Here is a 19,248-nt window from a genome sequence, read left to right on the forward strand (position 1 = left end):
AGCCTTCGATCTTTTGATCTCTGGACTCCGCCGGTTTGGTAGGACCCGGCGGACTCCAAATGATCCACCGTCTATTCAGCCGCCTCTGCGATCGGGAGTACCGATACGAAGGTGCGGCCGTTGGCTTTGGCCTGGAACGCAACACGACCTTCGACCTTGGCGAACAAGGTATGGTCCGTGCCCATGCCAACGTTAAGGCCCGGGTGCCAGGTGGTGCCGCGCTGACGCGCAATGATGTTGCCGGGAGTGACGATCTCCCCGCCGAACGCCTTGATGCCGAGGCGCTTACCCTTCGAATCGCGTCCGTTGCGCGATGAACCGCCTGCTTTTTTGTGAGCCATGGCTCGTCTCCGAAATCCTGCGTAGTTCTAGGTCAATTCCTTGACGGAATCATTTCAAAACGTCGCACGCATCAATTCGTGAATTGGCGTGATCGGTTTTCGTTACTCGGCGGCTTCCTTTGCCACCTTCTCCTTCTTCGGCCGCGGGCCCTTGGTGGGCTTGGCGTTATCCGTCAGGATCTCGCTGATGCGCAGCACCGTGATCTCGTCACGGTAGCCGCGCTTGCGGCGCGAGTTCTTGCGGCGGCGCTTCTTGAACGCGATGACCTTCGGGCCGCGCTTGTGGTCGAGCACCTCGACCGCAACGGACGCGCCTGCGACCGTCGGAACGCCCAGCACCGGCGTGTCGCCGCCGAGCACCAGAACTTCATTCAACTGCACGATCGAGCCGACTTCGCCTTCGATCTTGCCTACTTCGAGAACATCATCCGGCACGACGCGGTATTGCTTGCCGCCGGTTTTGATGACTGCGAACATCGTTTTTTTCTCCGTGTTCAATCCCGGCCTCGCGACGAGAATCGTCCGGGTCGGCTTTTTGTCAGTCGCTATGGGTTTATCTGCGTTTTGTGCGGGTGGGAGTTATCCCTTTGAAAACCCACGCAAAAACAAGCGGCGCGAGAAACGCCCCGCGCCGACTGTGGGACTTATAGCCGCTGGTCTCCGCAAGTCAAGGAAAAGCGGGCGAAACGGCCCGGATTTGAAGGATTTGGGCCCCATCCACGGCCCCAGCGAATCTCGGTCCGCGCTGCAACCATCGGGTTCCCGCGCAGTTAGTCCGCCGGACGGTTAAGCGGGCAAGGGCTCTCATGGCAACAGACGAACTGGTGAATACGACGGGCATCGCCCAGCACGGGGCGGAGCGGCTGCCGTCGGTGGACGTCGACAGCTTCAACCTCGAGATCAAGGACGAGGACGGTTTCCTCGGCGACCGCGCCAGCAAGAGCGCGTTCCGCGAGATCCTCGACCGCTGGCGCAAGCCGCTGCGCAAGACCGGCGAGGACCCGTTCGGCAAGGAGCCGTCGGAGAACATCAGCAAGAAGACGCTGGATGCCATCCTGATCGGCGACGACACCGAGGCCTCCGCAGTGGTGCACAGCGCGATCGAGGATTTTGCCCAGGAGCTCGCCTACGTCACCCGTCGTTTCCTCAAGACTAAGGCCTGGGCCAAGACCGAGCGCATCGTGGTCGGCGGCGGTTTTCGCGATTCCCGGCTCGGCGAGCTCGCGATCGCGCGCACCGAGATCATCCTGAAATCCGAGGATTTCAAGATCGACATGATGCCGATCCGCCATCACCCCGATGAAGCCGGCCTGATCGGCGCGCTGCACCTCGCGCCATCCTGGATCTTCGAGGCCCATGACAGCATCCTCGCGGTCGACATCGGCGGCACCAACATCCGCTGCGGCCTGGTCGAGACCGGCTGGAAAAAAGCCAAGGACCTGTCGAGGGCCAAGGTCGTGGACTCCGAGCTGTGGCGTCATGCCGACGATGAGCCGACGCGCGAAGGCGCGGTGAAGCGGCTGACGAAGATGCTGAAGGCACTGATCACCGGGGCCGAAGCCGAAGGCTTCAAGCTCGCGCCCTTCATCGGCATCGCATGTCCCGGCGTGATCAACGCGGACGGTTCGATCGAGAAGGGCGCGCAGAACCTGCCGGGCAATTGGGAGAGCAGCAAGTTCAACCTGCCGGCGAGCCTGATCGAGGGTATCCCAGAGATCGGCGGGCACGACACCGCGATCGTGATGCACAATGACGGCGTGGTTCAGGGCCTCTCCGAGGTGCCGTTCATGCAGGATGTCTCGCGCTGGGGCGTGCTCACCATTGGCACCGGGCTCGGCAATGCCCGGTTCACCAACCGCCGCAAGGAGGGCAACGGCAAGGACCGGGATTCCACGGAGAACGGGAAGAAAAAGGGTAAGAACGACTAGCCAGCGTTTTCAAGCGAAGTGGACGCCGGTTCGCGTCAGGAAAACGCGCAAACACTGGGATCCGGAGCCCCGTTCCGACGTCGTCGGAACGGAAGCGGCGCCGGAGTAACCTTGACTGGTTAGGTTAAGGACCGCTTTGCGTTGCGGCGCACAGGCTGCACGCTAGGGTCGCATCGTCGCCTCACCCTGGCCGGCGAAGCCGCCCTTCCTGGCCAGCATTTCAATGAGCGGCACCGGGACCGCCAGTGTTTACCGCGTCTGGCGGTCCCACCCGTTTTTGGGTTTCCGCGAGCCCCAAAGCGCGATGAGATCAGGATGAATCGTCATCGCGCTTTAGGTTATTGTTTGAGCAGGATCTTTTCGGAAAACCGCTGCGCACTTTTCCGGATCATGCTCTAGCTCCAGCCGATGCGCTGAAAGAACGCCGCGATCTCCGCGGCCGCGCGATCGGGGTCTTCCCGGTGCGGGAAGTGGCCGACGCCGGGAAACATCTGGAGATCAAGCGCGCCAAACGTCTCGCCCAGCCGGTCGGTCCAGGCATAGGGAAACAGCGGATCGTGCTCGGCCCAGCGCACGCAGGTCGGCACGATGATCGGCGGGAGTTGGGGTGCTTCGCCCTTCATCATCGCGACGCGCCCGGCATGCGAGGCGCGATAATGCGCAAAGCCACCAGCGAGATTGCCGTCCTTGAAGAAGTTGTCGCCGAACGCGTCGAGGACGTCGTCGAAGGCGTCTTTCCGATGCGCCCAGCCCTTGAGGAAGTGGCTGATGTAAAGCCGGCAGGTCTCGCGGCTCGCACCAACCAGCGCCGGCGCCATCTCCATCTGGTGGAAGGACTGGTACCAGATGTGGTTGAGCCGATCAGGCGCCGCCATGCGCGGCCCGATGCCGGGATAGACGAAATCGAAGAAAAACAGCCCTGCCAGCCGCTCCGCCGCCTGCGGGGCCAGCGGCTGCATCACGGCGCCGCCGACATCATGGCCGACCACGCCGAATCGGTCGATGCCGAGGCGGTCCATCAGCGCCAGCATGTCGGCGGCGTGGCCGTCCGGACCGTACGCCCCGTCCGGCTTGTCGCTGTCGCCGAAGCCGCGCAAATCGGGCGCGATCAGCATGAAGCGGTCCGCCAGGCGGGCCATCACCGGCTTCCAGGTCAGCCAGAATTCCGGCCAACCATGCAGCAAAAGCAGCGGTTTTCCGCCTCCGGCGCGGACCACGTGGAAATTGGCCCCGTTAGCCTTGACCGTGAGATGCTCCATGGCGGTTCCTCCAGGGCTGAAGAACGGCGGGCGAAAGAGGCAGCGGATTTTCCCCTTTCGCGCCTTGTCTGGCCAGCCATCCTCGCCTATTAACGCCCCCAACCACAGGGGCCGCAGCTCCTATATGGCGCCTTCAGGAGAGGTGGCAGAGTGGTTGAATGCACCGCACTCGAAATGCGGCATAGGTGCAAGCCTATCGGGGGTTCGAATCCCTCCCTCTCCGCCAGCAGAATCGAGAACAGCCGAAAACAGTGAGCCTTTTGATCCGAAAGGACTTTTGGGCCTCGTTCCGGATCACCGTTGGTACACGGACCAGGGTCAACGCGCTGTTCATGCCGGAGGAGCGTCCGGAAAGCGGAATCTATCTCCGGTCTGGACGCCAAGTTCGCGTGAACGGCCGCGGTCGCCATCGAGGCGGCGCCGACATCCCTCGCGCCTCCAGATTCGAATACGACTTCAGGTTCGAATTCGAGCTCGCCAGCCGCTCCTTCGAGTGCACGATGCCCACCGCCGTGCGCGTGAGCTAATGCGCGGCGATGCCCGCGCTCTCGATAACCCGCTTGTAGCGTGCGGTCTCCTCGACGATGAACGGTCCCATCTCGGCCGGCCCCTTGTCGGCGATCGACACTTGGCCGTTGGTGGCGAGGTCCGCAGCGATGCCGGGATCGGCGAGCACTGCGGCCAGCGCCTCAGAGAGCCTGCCCACGATTCTCGGGTCGGTCCCGGCCGGGACCGAGACCCAGGTCGAGCCGACACTGACGGCGTCCGGGTAGCCGGCTTCGAGCACCGTCGGCGCGTCGGGCAGCGCGGCCAGCCGCGCCGCGCCGGTGGTGCCGAGCACCTTGACCTTACCGGTGTCGATCAGCGGCCTGAGCACGGCGAGGTAATCGAAGGAAACGTCCAGGATGCCCGACATCATGTCGGTCATCTGGCTCGAGCCCGACTTGTAGGGCACGTGGGTCAGCTTGATGCCGGCGGCCGCCTGGAACATCTCGCCGGCAAGGTGCTGGGCGGTGCCGGGGCCGGGGGAGCCGAAATTGACCTTGCCCGGGTTGGCCTTCGCGTAGGCGACGAACTCAGCCAGCGTGCTGTAGGGCGCTGCTGCGGTCGCGACGAGGATCTGGTTCGCCGAGCTCACGCCGCGGATATGGACGTAGCTCTTGAGCGGGTCGTAGTTGAGCTTCGCCATCCCCAGGTTCGGCTGGATCGTCATCGGTCCGCCGGAGGCGTAGAGCACGGTGTAGCCGTCGGGCTGGGCCCGGGCAACGAACTCCGTCCCGATGGTCCCGCCAGCGCCGGGTCGGTTCTCCACCACCACGGGCTGCCCAAGCCGCGTCCGCAGCAGCTCCGCGATCTTGCGCGAGACGAGATCGGTGACGCCGCCGGCCCCGAACGGCACCACCCAGGTGATCGCGCGGTTCGGCCAGGATTCCGCGGCCGTCTGGGCCGCCGCGTTGCCCGCCTGAAGCACCAGCGTCGTCGCGGCGACGAGGCAGAGGAGCGCTCTCGTCACCGTCCCTGCGGGACGCCCGCTCAGGCCTGCAGCCGTACACTCGACAATCATTCGCTCATCCCATTCTTAACGATCAAAATTGCGGCAGCGTCCGCAACGAGCCCTGGAAATTGACTGGGGGATCGCCGTCGCCGCTGCGCGTCGCCGAGGTCACGTTGATGCCGACCAGCAGGCCTGGGTGGATCCATGCACAGCGAGATGACGGAGCTGACCGTCAACCCGCGTCGCGCCTCGCCAACGCCGGTCGCCTCGATGGCGACGCTCGCCAGTGAGGCCGGCGCGGTGCGCCACCATCAGCAGCGGCGGCACACGCTGCAATTGTTGAAGGGATGTTCGGCATACCAGGCCGTATCGAAACCGGCGGCTTCCGCGGGGCGGTCTGCGCGACCGCGTTGTCGATCACCTGTCGCGAGGTCTCATGATAACCGCGCTGCTGCGCCAGGGCGAAGACGCCGAACTCCATGGATGCAGTCCTCCCTCGTTGCAGTGTGGCCGTTTATGGCCATGTTGAGCGAAGGCTACAGTCTCGAGTCTCTTCCAACCATTGGCGCAGTTTGAGCATCTCTTTTGCAGAATATGAAAAGATCGATGGATCGCCTTCGGGCCATAAGCTGCGATCCCTTGGCTCGTTTTGCTCTTGAACTTTTGCCCGACGCGTCACCAATTCCCGCTCGCGCGTAAGTCATTGATCTTGCAGCCGCCGGCTACTGTGCATGGGGTTGTTTTCGGCATTTTTGTTTGATCGGCTACGGAAGCGGCGCGCGAGCTGTTCCATCAGTCGCCGGCTGCGGTTGAAGAAGGCTATAATCGCCCCGTCTGAGCCCCCGCCCGAGGACCCCCGATGACGGCTAAAATCGACCTCCTGACGCTGCAGCTGTTCGTCGCGATCGTTGAGGAGCAGAGCATCGCGAAGGCGGCGGAGAAGAAGAACATTGCTGCGTCCGCGGTCAGCCGCCGCATCTCTGATATCGAGGATCGTTTCCAGGTCGAGCTGCTGCATCGCCATTCCAAGGGGATCGAGCCGACGCCGGCTGGGTTCGCCCTGCTCGAGCATGCCCGCATCATCCTGGGAAACCTCAGCCGGCTCGAGAGCGAGCTGACCGGATACCGGCAGGGCAAGCGCGGGCTGATCCGGGTCTGCGCCAACAAGTCCGCGATCCTCGAAGCTCTCGCCGACGAGCTCAGCCTGTTCCTGGAACGGCATCCGCTGGTCCACATCGACATCGAGGAGGATCTGAGCCCCGCGATCGTCCGCGCCGTGGTGGAGAACCGGGCCGACATCGGCATCTTTGGCGGCAACATCGACGGACAGGATCTGGAATTGCTGTCCTATCGCAGCGACAGCCTGGTCGCGCTGGTCACGCGCGACCATCCGCTGGCGGGCCGGAGCAGCGTTCGCTTCCGCGAGCTGGTCGATTTCGACTTCGTCAGCCTCGAGAAAGGCAGCTCGATCGAGACGCTGTGCGTCCGGGCCGCCGCGGCGCTCGGGCAGCACCTCAAGGTGCGCATCCGCGTCAGCAGTTTCGATGCGCTGTTCCGCGTCATCGATGCCAGGATGGGAGTGGGGGTCGTGCCGCTCGAGATCGTTCGCGGCCGCTACGGCGTCGACAGCCTCGTCACCATCCCGCTCGATGAGTCCTGGGCGCGGCGCGAGCTGGTCATGGGCGTGCGCGATTACAAATCGCTGCCACCGGTCACGAAACTGCTGGTGGACCATTTGCGCAACCCGGATGGTGCGCGTCTCGCCGCGAGCAGCGGCTCCGACCGCCTGACGGTCGTCCGCAGCAGGAGCTGACCTCGCCCGTGCCGACGGCCAGCCATCGCCGGCCGCGATGGCCGACTGCCCAACCGTCACTGCACATTTGCGGAACGCTCTTTTATCCTCCTTCCCAACATCTCTGCCGGTCGGCATGATCGGCAGCAATACGGCACATCAGATGCCGGATAGGGAGGACGGATCGTGGACACGCACGGTCGTACGCTGCTGGCCAAAATCTGGGACCAGCATGTCGTCGCTCGGCTGAGCGATGATACCGATCTGCTACATGTGGATCGCCATTTGCTGCACGATCTCGGCGGCTCCCGCGGCCTGATCGACCTGAAAAGCCGCAACATTCCAGTCCACAATCCCGAGCTGACCTTCGCGACGCCCGATCATGCGATTTCGACCGCGTCCGGGCGGGCCGGCACCATCAAGACCGGGTGGGAGCTGCTGGCGGCGTTGCGGACCGAGACATCGGCGAGCGGCATCCAGCTGTTCGACATCGACCAGCCGGGGCAGGGCATCGTCCATGTCATCGGGCCGGAGCTCGGTCTCAGCCTGCCCGGCTGCCTGATCGTCTGCGGCGACAGCCATACCTGCACCCATGGCGGGCTCGGCGCTCTCGCCTTCGGCATCGGCTCCAGCGAGCTCACCCACGTGCTGGCGACCCAGACCATCATCCAGCGCCGGCCCAAAACCATGCGCGTGACGTTCGATGGCAAATTGCCGTTCGGTGTCACGGCGAAGGATCTCATCCTCGCCCTGATCGGCCATGTCGGCGCCGCCGGCGGCACCGGTTACGCCGTCGAATATGCCGGCAGTGCGATCAGGGACATGCCGATCGAAGGGCGGCTCACCATCTGCAATCTGTCGGTCGAACTCGGCGCCAAGATGGGGCTGATCGCCCCGGACGACAAAACGTTCGATTACATCCGCGGCCGTCCCTATGCCCCGAAGGGCGAGATGTGGGACCGGGCGGTTGCGGCGTGGCGGACGCTTCGGAGCGACAGCGACGCCGTATTCGATCGCGAGGTGTCGATCGATGTCGGAGCCATCATCCCCCAGATCACCTGGGGCACCAGTCCGGAGCATGTCCTTGGTGTCGATGGCCGCATCCCGGATCCCGCAGATATCACTGATCCGGCCCGCCGCGGCGCGATCGAGATCGCGCTCGACTATATGGGCCTGACGCCGGGCGCGCCGATCGCCGGCACGCCGGTCGACTGGGTCTTCATCGGCTCCTGCACCAACAGCCGACTCAGCGATCTGCGCGCGGCAGCCGAAGTCGCGCGCGGCCGCAAGGTTGCGCCCGGTGTGCGCGCCTGGGTCGTGCCGGGCTCGGAGACGGTCAAGCGCGATGCGGTGGCCGAGGGGCTCGACAAGGTCTTCATCGACGCCGGCTTCGAATGGCGCGAGCCCGGATGCTCGATGTGCCTTGCCGCCAACGGCGAAACCGTGCCGCCCGGTCAGCGCTCGGTGTCGACGTCGAACCGGAACTTCATCGGCCGGCAGGGGCCGCGTGCCCGCACCCATCTGGCGAGCCCGGCCATGGCCGTCGCGGCGGCGGTCTCCGGCGCCATTGCCGACGTCCGGACCATGGAGCGATAGATGGCGCAAGCTTTCACCAAGCTGACCGCGACAGCGGCGCCGATCATGCGCACGAATGTCGATACGGATGTCATCATCAGCATCAACCGCATGATCGGAAATTCCGCTCGCGGCAGTCTCGGCAAATGGGCGTTCGGCTCGCTCCGCTATCTGCCTGACGGCTCTGATAATCCGGAGTTCATCCTCAATCGCGAGCCTTATCGCCAGGCGGAAATCCTGGTCACGGGTCCGAATTTCGGCTGCGGCTCCTCGCGCGAGGCGGCGGTTTGGTCGCTGCAGGAAATGGGCATCCGCGCCATCATCGGATCCGGCTTCGGCGACATCTTCTTCGCCAATTGCTTCCAGAACGGCATCCTGCCGGTGGTGCTGGACAAAGCCATCATCGACAGCCTCGCCGCGGAGATCGAAGCGAGCCAGGGCGCGGGACGCCTCAGCGTCGATCTGGTGGAGCAGACGATCACCTCGCCGTCGGGGTCACGGCACGTCTTCGAGATCGATCCGCGCCGGCGCGCGGGTCTGCTCGAAGGCTTAGATGAGATCTCGCTGACACTGCGGCGCGACCAGGAGATTCGCGCTTTCCAGGCATCGGACCGCGACGCGCGGCCGTGGATTCACTTTGCAGGATATCAAGCATGAACACGCTCTCGAACATGATCAAGGTCGCCGTGGTCGGCGGCGAAGGCATCGGCCCTGAGGTGACCGACCAGTCGCATCGCATCCTCAAATGGTTTTCGGCGCGGCGCGGCATTCCGGTGGCGCTGCGCGAAGCGCAATATGGTCTCATCCCCTATCTGGCGACAGGCAAGGTATTGCCGGACGATACCGCCGAAGCGATGGAGGAGGCCGACGCGATCCTCTGGGGCGCGACTGGTGGGCCGGAGACCACTGAGGTCCCTGCCGCGGCGCGCAAGGCGGGAAGCCTGCTGTCGTTGCGCAGCAAATACGACCTCTATGCCAATCTCCGGCCCATCGTCGCCAGTCCCGCGCTGGCGGATTCCGCGCCGCTCAAAGCTTCGGTGCTGAAGGATGTCGACTTCATCATCATCCGCGAGCTCACCAGCGGCATCTATTTCGGCGAGCCGCGCGGCATCGAAACGCTGCCCGATGGCCAGCGCCGCGGCTTCAACACCCAGCAATACACCACCAGCCAGGTCCGCCGGGTGGCGCGAACCGCGTTCGAGCTGGCGCGGACGCGCAAGGGCCGGGTCTGCTCCGTCGACAAGGCCAATGTGCTCGAGACCAGCGTGTTGTGGCGCGAGGAGGTGACGGCGCTGCATCAAGCGGAATTTTCCGATGTGGAGCTGACGCATCTCTATGTCGACAACGCCGCGATGCAGATCGTGCGGGCGCCGTCGCAGTTCGACGTCATGGTGACCTGCAACATCTTTGGCGACATTCTCTCCGATTGCGCCGCGATGGCGTCGGGCTCGCTCGGCATGCTGCCGTCGGTCTCGCTCGGGCCGCCGGACCGGCTGGGCCGCCGCAAGGCGCTCTATGAGCCGGTCCACGGCAGCGCGCCCGACATTGCGGGCAAGGGCATCGCCAATCCGCTCGGCTCGATCCTCAGCGTCGCAATGATGTTGCGTATCACCCTCAATCGGCCTGATGATGCCGCGCTGCTGGAGAAGGCCGTAGATACGGCTCTCGCCGCCGGCGCAAGAACGGCAGATATCGCCGAACCCGGCACAAAAAGACTTTCGACCCAGGAGATGGGCGATGCGGTGCTGAACGCGCTCGACAAGGTGGCCGGCAAGGAGAGGGAGCACGCGTGATGAGGACCAGGATCACCAGACGGTCTGCGCTGACGATTGTCGCCGGCGCAGGTGCCTCCATGGCGGCGCGGCGGGCGTGGGCGGATAATCCCTCGGGCCGCGTGATCTATCCGGTGGCCATTCCCGTCTATCAATCCCAATTCGTCGCCGACCGGATCGGCTTCTTCAAGGAGGCCGGTCTCGACTGCAAGCTGATCCAGGGCGGCAGCGGCGTGAAGACACGGGAGATCATCGCCTCGTCCCAGGGCGATATCGGCATCGGCGACATCACCCACCCGATGCAGCTCAGCAATCACGGCCGCAGCGCGCGGGTTCTGATGCCGGTCGATACCCGCAGCAACGCCGCGATCTTCATCATCCGCAAGGATCTGTTCGATCAGGGCATCACCACGCTCGACGCGCTGGCGAAGTGGAAGCGGCCCGACGGACGAAAGCCGATCGTCTCGGTGTCGTCGCTGGGCGGCACCAACCACGTCTGGGCCTCCTATTACATGGAAACCATGGGCCTCGACGACAAGGTGACCTGGATCGGCACCGGCAATGTCGACACCATGATGGGTACGCTGAAAACGAAGCAGGTCGACGTTCTCATCAACTCGCCGTCGATCCTGAAGGATTCGGTCGAGCAGGGCTGGGGCACATTGTTGTTCGACGGAACGGACGAGGCGGTTTGGACCAAATATATCGGCGGCAAGGTCCCGGTGACGTCGCATTTCTGCCTGCAGTCGAGCATCGACAAGGATCCTCAGAAGATGCAGGCGTTCGTCACGGCGCTGTGGCGCGCGACGCAGTGGATCAAGGGGCACTCCCCCGAAGAGATCTATGACGCGATCGAGCCCTATGTCGGGAGCACGTCGCGCGACGCGAATATTTTCGACTGCGGGGTCATGAAAAAGGTCACCGACTACGATTGCATCATCGATGCGGCCAGCTTCGAACGTGGCCAGAAGGTCTGGTTCCGCGAGATGACCGGCATCAAGCCGCTCGCGATGGCTGATGTCGTCAACACCAGCTTCATTGAAGCCGCACGCAAGGCCTATCCGGCTTGAGCGTCCAGGCCTTACACGCGCCGCAGCTCGATGCGCCGCCAGACATGCGGCGCATCGACGTGCGCGGATTGTGCAAGACCTTCCAATTGGCGGGCACGTCCATCGAGGCGGTGCGCGACGTCTCCTTCAACGTCCGACGCGGCGAATTCGTTGCTCTCCTGGGACCGTCCGGCTCGGGCAAGAGTACCGTCCTCAACATGATCGCGACGCTGCTCAAGCCGACCAGCGGTCAGATCCTGATCGACGGAACGCCCGTCATTCACGGACGAGCGACGCCGAATGTCGGCTATGTGTTCCAGCGCGATACCCTGTTTCCCTGGCGCACCGTCGCCGACAATATCGGCTACGGCCTCGAGCTCGCGGGTGTCCCGGTGGCGGAGCGGAAGGATCGTGTCAATGCGTGCCTGAAGCAGGCCGGGCTCGAGGGCTTTGGCAACGCCTACCCTTCCGCATTGTCGGGCGGCATGCGCCAGCGCGCCGCCCTGATGCGAACGCTGGTGGTCGAGCCGCAGGTGCTGCTGATGGACGAGCCGTTCGGCGCGCTCGACACCCACACCAAGATCGACATGCACGATGTGCTGCTTCGCATCTGGGAGCGCGAGCAGCAGACCGTGCTGTTCGTCACCCACGATCTCGGCGAAGCGCTGACGCTCGCCGACCGCATCATCCTGTTCTCCGCGCGGCCGGGCCGGATCAAGGAGAGTTTCGAGGTGGACTTTGCCCGTCCGCGCAACGCGGTGAAGATCCGGGAGACGCCGCGCTATGCCGAGCTGTTCCAACTGATCTGGCACTCGCTCGGCGAGGAGTTCATCAAGGGCCGCAAGCCATGAGACGATCGCGCCACGCGGGCAGGACGTTGGCATGGCAGGCGCTGATCTGCGTCGCGCTGCTGTCGATCTGGCAATGGGGCTACGACCTGCACGGCCGCCTTCCCTGGCTGGTGCCGGATCTGCTCGATCCCTATTTCATCTCCAAGCCTTCAGAGATATTCGAGCATTTCCTGATCCTGAGCTGTCTCAAGTCCAAGCTCGGTGTCTTCAACGGCTGGTTCAATGGCGAATTCGCCCGCTGCATGGCGCGATCCGAGAACAATCTCTGGATCGCGACCGCCGTGACGCTGAAGAACACCTTCTTCGGCTTCGTGACCGGCGTCAGCAGCGGCTTTGCCGCAGGCCTCGTGCTGGGTCGCTCGGACCGGCTGAGCGCGATTTTCCAGCCGTTCATCACGGCGGTGAATTCGATCCCGCGCATCGCGCTGGCGCCGATCATCGTGCTGGCCTTCGGCATCGGCGATACCTCGAAGGTCGTGACGTCGTGGATCGTGGTCGTCTTCCTCGTGTTCTTCAACACGTTCGAAGGCGCCCGCTCGATCGATGAAGGCTTCATCAATGCAGCGCGGCTGCTTGGCGCCAGCGAGTGGCAGATCACCCGCACGGTGGTCATCCCCTCGACCATGGCCTGGGTGTTCGCCTCACTGACGCCGGCGATCTCCTTCGCCCTGATCGGGGTGATCGTCGGCGAGTTCATCGGCGCGGAACGGGGAATCGGGCGCCTGATCATCGAGTCCGAGGCGCGTGCAGAGGCCTCGGGAATGATGGTCGCCGTCGTCGTGCTGATGCTGGTCGGCGTTGCGCTGTCCGCGCTGATCTGGCGATTGCAGGCCTACCTGCTGCGCTGGCAGCAGCACAATCTCGCCGAATAGCCGGACCGCGGCGGCAAGTCCTTGTCACGGTCTCGCCAACACCGTCCGCGCGGTCGCGACAAACGCCTGTGCCGCCGGCGAGAGGGTCCGGCCCTGCCGCTGGAGCAGTGACACCGGACGCGTGATGGCCGGGCGCACCAGCGGCCGCGCGATCAGTGTCGGAAACTGGTCGGCCGGCAGCATGGTCGCGGGAAGGATCGCAAGTCCCAGCCCCTGAGCGGTCATGGCGAGCGCGGTGTTGATCAGTGTCACTTCATAGGTCGGATCGAGGTGCTTGCCCTGCGCGCCGAGCGCGTGGTCGATCTGGATGCGGATCCGCGTCTCGCGGCGCATCGCGATCGTCGGCATCTGCGCCAGCTCATCCCATGTGAGGGAACGCCGCGCGGCAAAGTCGGCGGAGCGGCGGCCGATCGCGCTGAGGCGCCCGCTTGTCAGCGTCTCGATCGTCATGTCGGCGAATTCGCCTTCGACGCTGCCGATCGCGAATTCCGCATCGGTCGCGGTCAGGCGCGGAACGAGATCGTCGGCGGCGACATCTCGCATGTCGATCTCGATGTCGGGATGGGCTGCGCGGAATTTCGCCAGCACCTGAGGCAGCAGCGCCGAGGCGGCGCCGGCGGAGGCGAGGAACGCGACGCGGCCGGCGCGCGCCTGCGCGAGGTCCCGCATGCGCCGCGACAGGCCCTGCGCATCGCTCAGCATGCGTTCGGCGGCGAGGAACGCCTCATCTGCGGCCAGCGTCGGCTGCACCGAGCGCGTCGAACGGTCGAACAGCTTGACGCCGAGCTGGCTCTCGAGCTGCTGGACCAGAAGGCTCGCCGCCGATTGCGTGATCCCGAGCTCGCGGGCGGCCCGGGTGATGCTGCGCGTGCGGTACACGCCGGTGAAGGCCCGCAATTGGCGCAAGGTGACATTCATAGGCAAAGCTCATGAATTGATGAGTTCTTTCTGGCTTATCTTATAAGCGAGCCTGCAATAAAATGCATGCTGTGCGGACGGTGAATCCGCTGGGCAAGAGGAAACGAGCATGAGGACACAGGTGCTGGTCGTGGGCGCCGGGCCCGTGGGATTGACCGCGGCGATGGACCTGGCCTCGCGCGGGATCGACGTTATCGTCGCGGAGATCCGCCATGCCGGCGATCCGCCCAGCGTCAAATGCAATCACGTCTCGGCGCGCTCGATGGAGATCTTCCGCCGGCTGGGCGTCGCCGCCAAGCTGCGCGACGCCGGGCTTCCCGCCGACTTCCCGAACGATTGCTCGTACCGGACCACGGCGACCGGCATCGAACTCTGCCGCATCGACATTCCCTCGCGCGCGCGCCGTTACAGCGCCACCGGCGGCCCCGACACCTGGTGGCCGACGCCCGAGCCGCCGCACCGGATCAACCAGCTCTATCTCGAGCCGATCCTGTTCGGCCATGCCGCCGCACAGCCGCGCATCACCATTCTGGCCCGCACCGAGATCACCGACATCGAACAGGATGCCGACCATGTCGTCGCGCAGGCGCGCAATCTCGACAGCGGAGAGACACTTCGCATCGAAGCCAGCTTCGTGATCGGCTGCGATGGCAGCCGTTCCCTCGTCCGCAAATCGATCGGTGCGAGCCTGTCCGGCACGCCGGTGATCCAGCGCGTGCAATCGACCTTCATCGAGGCACCGCAACTGAAGGAGCTGATGGGCGCGCACAAGCCGGCCTGGATGGTGCTCTCGCTCAACCCACGGCGCTCAGGCACGACGGTTGCGATCGACGGCCACGACCGCTGGCTGATCCACAACCATCTGAGGCCCGACGAGCCTGAATTCGATTCTGTCGATCGCGACTGGTCGATCCGCGCCATTCTCGGTGTGGACGAGCGCTTCGAGTACAAAATCCTCAGCAAGGAGGACTGGGTCGGACGCCGCCTCGTGGCCGATCGCTTCCGCGATCGCCGGGTGTTCATCTGCGGCGACGCTGCGCATCTGTGGATGCCCTATGCCGGCTACGGCATGAATGCGGGCATTGCGGACGCCGTCGATCTCTGCTGGCAATTGGCGGCGCATCTCAACGGCTGGGCGCCGGCCGCGATCCTCGATGCCTATGAGGCGGAGCGTCAGCCCATCACCGAGCAGGTCTCGCGCTTTGCGATGGATCACGCGATGAAGATGATGGCGCAGCGCGGCGGCGTCTCAATGGAGATCGAGGACGACACCCCGCGCGGCCACGCGGCGCGCGCGGCGCTGGCGAGGGCGGCCTATGATCTCAACGTTCAGCAATATTGCTGTGCAGGATTGAACTTCGGCTACTACTACGATGCCTCGCCGATCATCGCCTATGACGGCGAGACCCCGCCTCCTTACGCGATGGGCAGTTTTACGCCCTCCACAGTGCCGGGCGCCCGCGCGCCGCATCTGTTCCTGCGCGATGGGCGGTCGCTCTACGACGCATTCGGGCCGGGCTACACCTTGTTGCGGCTCGACCCGGCGATCGACGTGGCTCCGCTGAAATCCGCCGCGGCGGAGCGCGGCATGCCGCTCGCGCTGGTCGACATTGCGCCTGATGAGGCGAACGGCGCCTATGCTGAAAAACTGGTGCTGGTGCGGCCCGACCAGCACATCGCCTGGCGCGGACAGCTCGCGCCGGAAAATCCATCGGGCTTGCTGGCGCGCATCACCGCCGCGGCGGCGTAACGAGAACGCATCGAGGAGGGGAACGTGTATCACGTTGCAAGGCGCCGCATCCTGGCCATGCTGACCGCCGCGACTTTCGCCGTGCTGCCGTTTGAGGCCAGCGAGGCGGCCTATCCGGAGCAATTGATCAAGATCATCGTGACCTTCCCGCCCGGCGGCAGCGCCGACACTGTCATCCGTGCGCTCGAGCCGGTGGTCACCGCCGAGCTCAAGCAAGGGCTGGTGATCGAGAACCGCGCTGGCGCCGGAGGCAACATCGGCATGGCCGCGGTCGCACAGGCCGCGCCGGACGGCTACACGCTCGGCGTCGCGCCGGCAGGCGCGCTGACGGTGAACCCGCACCTCAATCCGTCGATGCCGTTCGATCCGAAGCAGCTCGCGCCCATCACGCTGCTTGCGGAAATCCCCTTCGTGCTCGTTGCGTCCGCCAACGTGCCGGCGCATTCGGCGGCGGAGACGATCGCGCTCGCCAAGGCAAAGCCGGGCGCGCTCTCGATCGGACATGGCGGCAATTCGACGGCGATGCACCTGACGGCGGCGCTGTTCACGCAGAAGACCGGCATCGCGATGGAGCTGGTGCCGTATCGCGGGACCGCGCCGGCGACGGTCGATGTCCTCGCCGGCCACGTCCCCTTCGCGGTGCTGGATATTCCCGCATCGAAGCAGCTGATCCTCGAAGGCAAGCTCAACGCGATCGGCGTGTCCTCGGCGCGCCGTCTGTCATCTCTGCCCGATGTGCCGACGCTGGCCGAGAGCGGCATCGCAGGTTTCGAATCCGTAGGCTGGTTCGGGCTCGTTGCACCGGCCGGCACTCCGCCCGACATCGTCCGCAAGCTGAACGAAGCTTTCGTGAAGGCGCTGAAGGACCCGTCGGTCGCCGAGAAGATCCGGACCCTCGGCGCAGAGCCCGCGCCGACTTCGCCGGAGCAGTTTGGCCGCTTCATCGAGAATGAAAGCACGAAATGGGGCAAGCTGATCAGCGAGGCCGGCATCAAGGCGAACTGAATGTCGTCCGCGGCGCCTTCTCGTCGGCCATCATGCCGGCGCCGCCATCAACGCGCGCCGCAGCACGTCCCAGATCCGCGGCTCGTTCATGTGCGTCACGTTGAACCGCATGAAGTTTTGCGAGGTCTGCGACACGCTGAAGACGTTGCCGGGCGCGAGCACGACATCCTCATTCAGCGCCGCGCGGGCGACCTGCGTGGCATCCTGCCCGCCCGCGAGGCGGCACCACAGGAAGAAGCCGCCGCGCGGCATCAGCCAGGGCTCGATGCTAAGGGCCTGAAGCTTTCGCGCGATGTCGCGGCGCGTGCGCGTGAGCCTTTGCCGGAGCTCGTCCATGTGCTTGCGATAGCTGCCGCCGGCCAGGACATTCGCGATGATCTCGGACGCGACCGGGCTCGGGCCGCCAAAGCTGGTTGCGACCTGGAGATCGACGAGATGCTCGATCCAGTCGGGCCGCGCGGCGATGTAGCCGCAGCGCACCGAGGCCGACAGCGTCTTGGAAAAGCTGCCGATGCGGATCACGCGGTTCAAGCCATCCAGCGCGGCCAGGCGCGGCGAGCGCTCCGGCTCGAAGTCGCCGAAGATGTCGTCCTCGATGATGGTGAGGTCGTGGCTCGCGGCCGCGGTCAGGAGCCGGTGCGCGCTCTGGAGCGAGATCGTCGCGCCGGTCGGGTTGTGCAGCGCTGAATTGGTGATGTAGAGCCGCGGCTTCTCACTGCCGAGGATCTGCTCGAAGCGCGCGATGTCAGGGCCCGACGGCGTGTAGGACACGCTGACGATCCTGACCTGATGCGCGCGCAGCAGCGCGCGAAAATTGAAGTAGCAGGGATCGTCGACCAGCACGGTGTCGCCGGGCCGCAGCAGGAAGCGGCAGATCAGGTCGGTCGCCTGCGTGCCCGAGCCCGTCAGCATCAGCTGGTTGATCGCGGCTTCGATCCCGTCTTCGGCGAGGCGCGCGAGCAGCAGACGGCGCAGCGTGAGCGAGCCGGACGTCGAGCCATAATTGGTCAGCACGCTCGCCTCGGTCCGCGCCAGTGCGCGGGTGGCGCGGCGCAGGGCTTCTTCGGGCATCCAGTCCGGCGGCAACCAGCCGCAGCCGGGTTTGGGCACGGCCGTGTCGGTATCGAGCGATTGCCTGGAGACCCAGAACGGGTCGACCTCGCGGTCGCGGCGCGGCTCGGCCTCGGCAAGTGCCAGCGGCGGCGCAGCCGTCGGCGAAACGTAAAAGCCCGAGCCGCGGCGGGCGCGGATCAGGCCTTCGGCGGCGAGCCGGTCATAGGCTTCGACCACTGTGGACGGCGAGACGCTCATCGTCGCGGCAAGGCTGCGGATCGAGGGCAGGCGATCGCCGGCACTGAGCGCGCGGCCCGCGACCTTGGCGCGGATCGCGCTCATCACATCAAGGGTGCGCGTTCCGCCGCGTCCCTTCGTCTGCGCCGTGCCGTCCAAGGTGTATTGCCTTCCATATCCATACAGTTTTGCCAGATTGTACTGGATTGTCGCTGGTCTCGCCAGCGCAGAACGCCGAGGATGGCGACCCAACAAGCGAGACGAAAATGCAATCTGCGGGCAGTGGCTGGGGCAGCGGAATTGTCGGCGTCATCATCTTCAGCGGCTCGCTGCCGGCGACGCGCGTCGCGGTCGGCGGCTTCTCCGCGCTGTTCCTGACCTCCGCGCGCGCGATCATTGCCGCGCTGATCGGTGCGGCCGTGCTCTTCCTGCTTCGTCAGGCGCGGCCGGAGCGCAAGGATCTCGCCTCGCTCGCGATCGTCTCCATCGGTGTCGTGGTCGGCTTCCCCCTTCTGACCGCACTCGCGCTCCAGCACATCACCTCGGCACATTCGATCGTCTTCATCGGTCTCCTTCCGCTGTCGACTGCCATCTTCGCCGTGCTGCGCGGCGGCGAGCGGCCGCAGCCGCTGTTCTGGCTGTTCGCCGTGCTCGGCAGCGCGACGGTGGCGGGCTTTGCCATGTCCAGCGACGGCTCGGCTTCGCTCATCGGCGATCTCTTGATGGTCGCCGCGATCGTGCTGTGCGGCCTCGGCTATGCGGAAGGCGCCGCGCTGTCGCGCCGCCTCGGCGGCTGGCAGGTGATCTCCTGGGCACTGCTGCTTGCGTTGCCGCTGATGCTGCCGGTCGCGATCTGGGCATGGCCGCCGACGTGGAGCGGCGTCGGTGCGCCGGCCTGGATCGGGCTCGCCTATGTCTCGGTCTTCAGCATGTTCGTCGGCTTCATCTTCTGGTACCGGGGCCTTGCGATCGGCGGTATCGCGCGCGTCGGTCAGTTGCAGCAGCTCCAGCCGTTCTTCGGCCTCGCGCTCGCGGGTCTGCTGCTGCACGAGCCGGTCGCCTGGAGCATGATCGCCGCGACCGCGCTCGTGGTCGCCTGCGTGTTCTTCGCACGGCGGTACGCGTGAGCTCGATACGGCGCAATTTCGGACCAGGCATGTGCGAGCACCAACGTTGATCTAGATCAACGTCCGTGCCAGCGCGCGATATCTCATTGCACGAGGAGAGTGACCTCCCCGATGCATCGCGTGCCTTCTTCGCAATGACGTAACAGCACATGGCCGGTAACACCCTGCAGGTTTGCTGATGGGGCTGTGATCGGCATCCTCGCTCGACTGACAGAAATCCGCCT

General features: G+C 65.1%; 17 protein-coding genes, 1 tRNA gene and 1 pseudogene. 12 read left to right on the forward strand and 7 right to left on the reverse strand.

The features are described from left to right. Window positions 1-71 precede the first annotated feature (71 nt). Both rpmA and rplU read right to left on the reverse strand, forming a co-directional pair. On the reverse strand, window positions 72-341 hold the full coding sequence (gene rpmA / locus WN72_RS02165; RefSeq protein ID WP_018643862.1) for a 50S ribosomal protein L27: 270 nt from the start codon (window positions 339-341) through the stop codon (window positions 72-74). 102 nt (window positions 342-443) lie between these two features. Then, entirely contained in the window at window positions 444-818 is a 375-nt protein-coding gene (rplU, locus tag WN72_RS02170; RefSeq protein WP_027561901.1) for a 50S ribosomal protein L21, read from the reverse strand. A gap of 329 nt (window positions 819-1,147) precedes the next feature. On the opposite strand from rplU, the gene WN72_RS02175 reads away from it, so the two are divergent. Continuing rightward, window positions 1,148-2,269 carry an ROK family protein gene (locus tag WN72_RS02175; protein WP_092217815.1) on the forward strand — a complete coding sequence of 374 codons (1,122 nt, stop codon included), beginning with the start codon at window positions 1,148-1,150 and terminating at the stop codon, window positions 2,267-2,269. A 395-nt stretch (window positions 2,270-2,664) separates the two neighbouring features. On the opposite strand, the gene WN72_RS02180 is transcribed toward WN72_RS02175, so the two are convergent. Next, on the reverse strand, window positions 2,665-3,528 hold the full coding sequence (locus WN72_RS02180; protein ID WP_092217814.1) for an alpha/beta fold hydrolase: 864 nt from the start codon (window positions 3,526-3,528) through the stop codon (window positions 2,665-2,667). A gap of 136 nt (window positions 3,529-3,664) precedes the next feature. Here WN72_RS02180 and WN72_RS02185 point away from each other — a divergent pair. Next, a tRNA-Ser gene (locus WN72_RS02185) sits at window positions 3,665-3,754 on the forward strand. A gap of 297 nt (window positions 3,755-4,051) precedes the next feature. Here WN72_RS02185 and WN72_RS02190 read toward each other — a convergent pair. Next, complete coding sequence (locus WN72_RS02190; RefSeq protein WP_167381005.1) at window positions 4,052-5,092, reverse strand: Bug family tripartite tricarboxylate transporter substrate binding protein; 1,041 nt, start codon at window positions 5,090-5,092, stop codon at window positions 4,052-4,054. Between the two features lie 216 nt (window positions 5,093-5,308). Next, window positions 5,309-5,504, reverse strand: a pseudogene (locus WN72_RS46550) (LLM class flavin-dependent oxidoreductase); the annotation flags it as partial. 378 nt (window positions 5,505-5,882) lie between these two features. Here WN72_RS46550 and WN72_RS02195 point away from each other — a divergent pair. The 7 genes from WN72_RS02195 (at window position 5,883) to WN72_RS02225 (ending at window position 12,934) form a co-directional block, all read left to right on the forward strand. Next, on the forward strand, window positions 5,883-6,836 hold the full coding sequence (locus WN72_RS02195; protein WP_092217812.1) for a LysR family transcriptional regulator: 954 nt from the start codon (window positions 5,883-5,885) through the stop codon (window positions 6,834-6,836). A 165-nt stretch (window positions 6,837-7,001) separates the two neighbouring features. Then, window positions 7,002-8,411, forward strand: coding sequence for a 3-isopropylmalate dehydratase large subunit (leuC, locus tag WN72_RS02200; protein WP_092217811.1), 1,410 nt, complete (start codon window positions 7,002-7,004; stop codon window positions 8,409-8,411). Next, window positions 8,412-9,047 (forward strand): 3-isopropylmalate dehydratase small subunit, encoded by a 636-nt coding sequence (leuD, locus tag WN72_RS02205; protein ID WP_092217810.1) that lies wholly within the window; start codon window positions 8,412-8,414, stop codon window positions 9,045-9,047. Beyond that, window positions 9,044-10,183 carry a 3-isopropylmalate dehydrogenase gene (leuB, locus tag WN72_RS02210; RefSeq protein ID WP_167381004.1) on the forward strand — a complete coding sequence of 380 codons (1,140 nt, stop codon included), beginning with the start codon at window positions 9,044-9,046 and terminating at the stop codon, window positions 10,181-10,183. The genes leuD and leuB overlap by 4 nt, the downstream gene beginning before the upstream one ends. Beyond that, entirely contained in the window at window positions 10,183-11,232 is a 1,050-nt protein-coding gene (locus WN72_RS02215) for an ABC transporter substrate-binding protein (RefSeq protein ID WP_167381003.1), read from the forward strand. The genes leuB and WN72_RS02215 overlap by 1 nt, the downstream gene beginning before the upstream one ends. A gap of 44 nt (window positions 11,233-11,276) precedes the next feature. Then, window positions 11,277-12,062, forward strand: a complete 786-nt coding sequence (locus WN72_RS02220; RefSeq protein ID WP_092217860.1) for an ABC transporter ATP-binding protein — start codon at window positions 11,277-11,279, stop codon at window positions 12,060-12,062. Next, window positions 12,059-12,934 carry an ABC transporter permease gene (locus WN72_RS02225; RefSeq protein ID WP_027561910.1) on the forward strand — a complete coding sequence of 292 codons (876 nt, stop codon included), beginning with the start codon at window positions 12,059-12,061 and terminating at the stop codon, window positions 12,932-12,934. Before WN72_RS02220 ends, WN72_RS02225 begins: the two co-directional genes overlap by 4 nt. A 24-nt stretch (window positions 12,935-12,958) precedes the next feature. Here WN72_RS02225 and WN72_RS02230 read toward each other — a convergent pair whose 3' ends face one another. After that, window positions 12,959-13,852 carry a LysR family transcriptional regulator gene (locus WN72_RS02230; RefSeq protein ID WP_092217807.1) on the reverse strand — a complete coding sequence of 298 codons (894 nt, stop codon included), beginning with the start codon at window positions 13,850-13,852 and terminating at the stop codon, window positions 12,959-12,961. A 109-nt stretch (window positions 13,853-13,961) separates the two neighbouring features. On the opposite strand from WN72_RS02230, the gene WN72_RS02235 reads away from it, so the two are divergent. Both WN72_RS02235 and WN72_RS02240 read left to right on the forward strand, forming a co-directional pair. Continuing rightward, on the forward strand, window positions 13,962-15,602 hold the full coding sequence (locus WN72_RS02235; protein WP_092217806.1) for an FAD-dependent oxidoreductase: 1,641 nt from the start codon (window positions 13,962-13,964) through the stop codon (window positions 15,600-15,602). A 24-nt stretch (window positions 15,603-15,626) separates the two neighbouring features. Then, on the forward strand, window positions 15,627-16,607 hold the full coding sequence (locus tag WN72_RS02240; protein ID WP_092217805.1) for a Bug family tripartite tricarboxylate transporter substrate binding protein: 981 nt from the start codon (window positions 15,627-15,629) through the stop codon (window positions 16,605-16,607). A gap of 30 nt (window positions 16,608-16,637) precedes the next feature. Here WN72_RS02240 and WN72_RS02245 read toward each other — a convergent pair whose 3' ends face one another. After that, window positions 16,638-18,056, reverse strand: coding sequence for an aminotransferase-like domain-containing protein (locus tag WN72_RS02245; RefSeq protein ID WP_167381002.1), 1,419 nt, complete (start codon window positions 18,054-18,056; stop codon window positions 16,638-16,640). A gap of 107 nt (window positions 18,057-18,163) precedes the next feature. Here WN72_RS02245 and WN72_RS02250 point away from each other — a divergent pair, with 107 nt between their 5' ends. Next, window positions 18,164-19,024 carry a DMT family transporter gene (locus WN72_RS02250; RefSeq protein ID WP_027561915.1) on the forward strand — a complete coding sequence of 287 codons (861 nt, stop codon included), beginning with the start codon at window positions 18,164-18,166 and terminating at the stop codon, window positions 19,022-19,024. The last annotated feature ends 224 nt before the right edge of the window (window positions 19,025-19,248 follow it).

The sequence above is a fragment of the Bradyrhizobium arachidis genome (genome assembly GCF_015291705.1).
GTDB classification, from domain to species: domain Bacteria; phylum Pseudomonadota; class Alphaproteobacteria; order Rhizobiales; family Xanthobacteraceae; genus Bradyrhizobium; species Bradyrhizobium arachidis.

Excerpts from the sequence above, each read along its gene's own strand:
- WN72_RS02195 (WP_092217812.1), top strand. The coding sequence starts at position 5,883 with ATGACGGCTAAAATCGACCTCCTGACGCTGCAGCTGTTCGTCGCGATC.
- WN72_RS02175 (WP_092217815.1), top strand. The coding sequence starts at position 1,148 with ATGGCAACAGACGAACTGGTGAATACGACGGGCATCGCCCAGCACGGG.
- rpmA (WP_018643862.1), bottom strand. The coding sequence starts at position 341 with ATGGCTCACAAAAAAGCAGGCGGTTCATCGCGCAACGGACGCGATTCG.
- WN72_RS02215 (WP_167381003.1), top strand. The coding sequence starts at position 10,183 with ATGAGGACCAGGATCACCAGACGGTCTGCGCTGACGATTGTCGCCGGC.
- WN72_RS02190 (WP_167381005.1), bottom strand. The coding sequence starts at position 5,092 with ATGATTGTCGAGTGTACGGCTGCAGGCCTGAGCGGGCGTCCCGCAGGG.
- WN72_RS02230 (WP_092217807.1), bottom strand. The coding sequence starts at position 13,852 with ATGAATGTCACCTTGCGCCAATTGCGGGCCTTCACCGGCGTGTACCGC.
- WN72_RS02250 (WP_027561915.1), top strand. The coding sequence starts at position 18,164 with ATGCAATCTGCGGGCAGTGGCTGGGGCAGCGGAATTGTCGGCGTCATC.
- WN72_RS02235 (WP_092217806.1), top strand. The coding sequence starts at position 13,962 with ATGAGGACACAGGTGCTGGTCGTGGGCGCCGGGCCCGTGGGATTGACC.
- rplU (WP_027561901.1), bottom strand. The coding sequence starts at position 818 with ATGTTCGCAGTCATCAAAACCGGCGGCAAGCAATACCGCGTCGTGCCG.
- WN72_RS02220 (WP_092217860.1), top strand. The coding sequence starts at position 11,277 with ATGCGGCGCATCGACGTGCGCGGATTGTGCAAGACCTTCCAATTGGCG.
- leuB (WP_167381004.1), top strand. The coding sequence starts at position 9,044 with ATGAACACGCTCTCGAACATGATCAAGGTCGCCGTGGTCGGCGGCGAA.
- WN72_RS02180 (WP_092217814.1), bottom strand. The coding sequence starts at position 3,528 with ATGGAGCATCTCACGGTCAAGGCTAACGGGGCCAATTTCCACGTGGTC.
- WN72_RS02225 (WP_027561910.1), top strand. The coding sequence starts at position 12,059 with ATGAGACGATCGCGCCACGCGGGCAGGACGTTGGCATGGCAGGCGCTG.
- leuD (WP_092217810.1), top strand. The coding sequence starts at position 8,412 with ATGGCGCAAGCTTTCACCAAGCTGACCGCGACAGCGGCGCCGATCATG.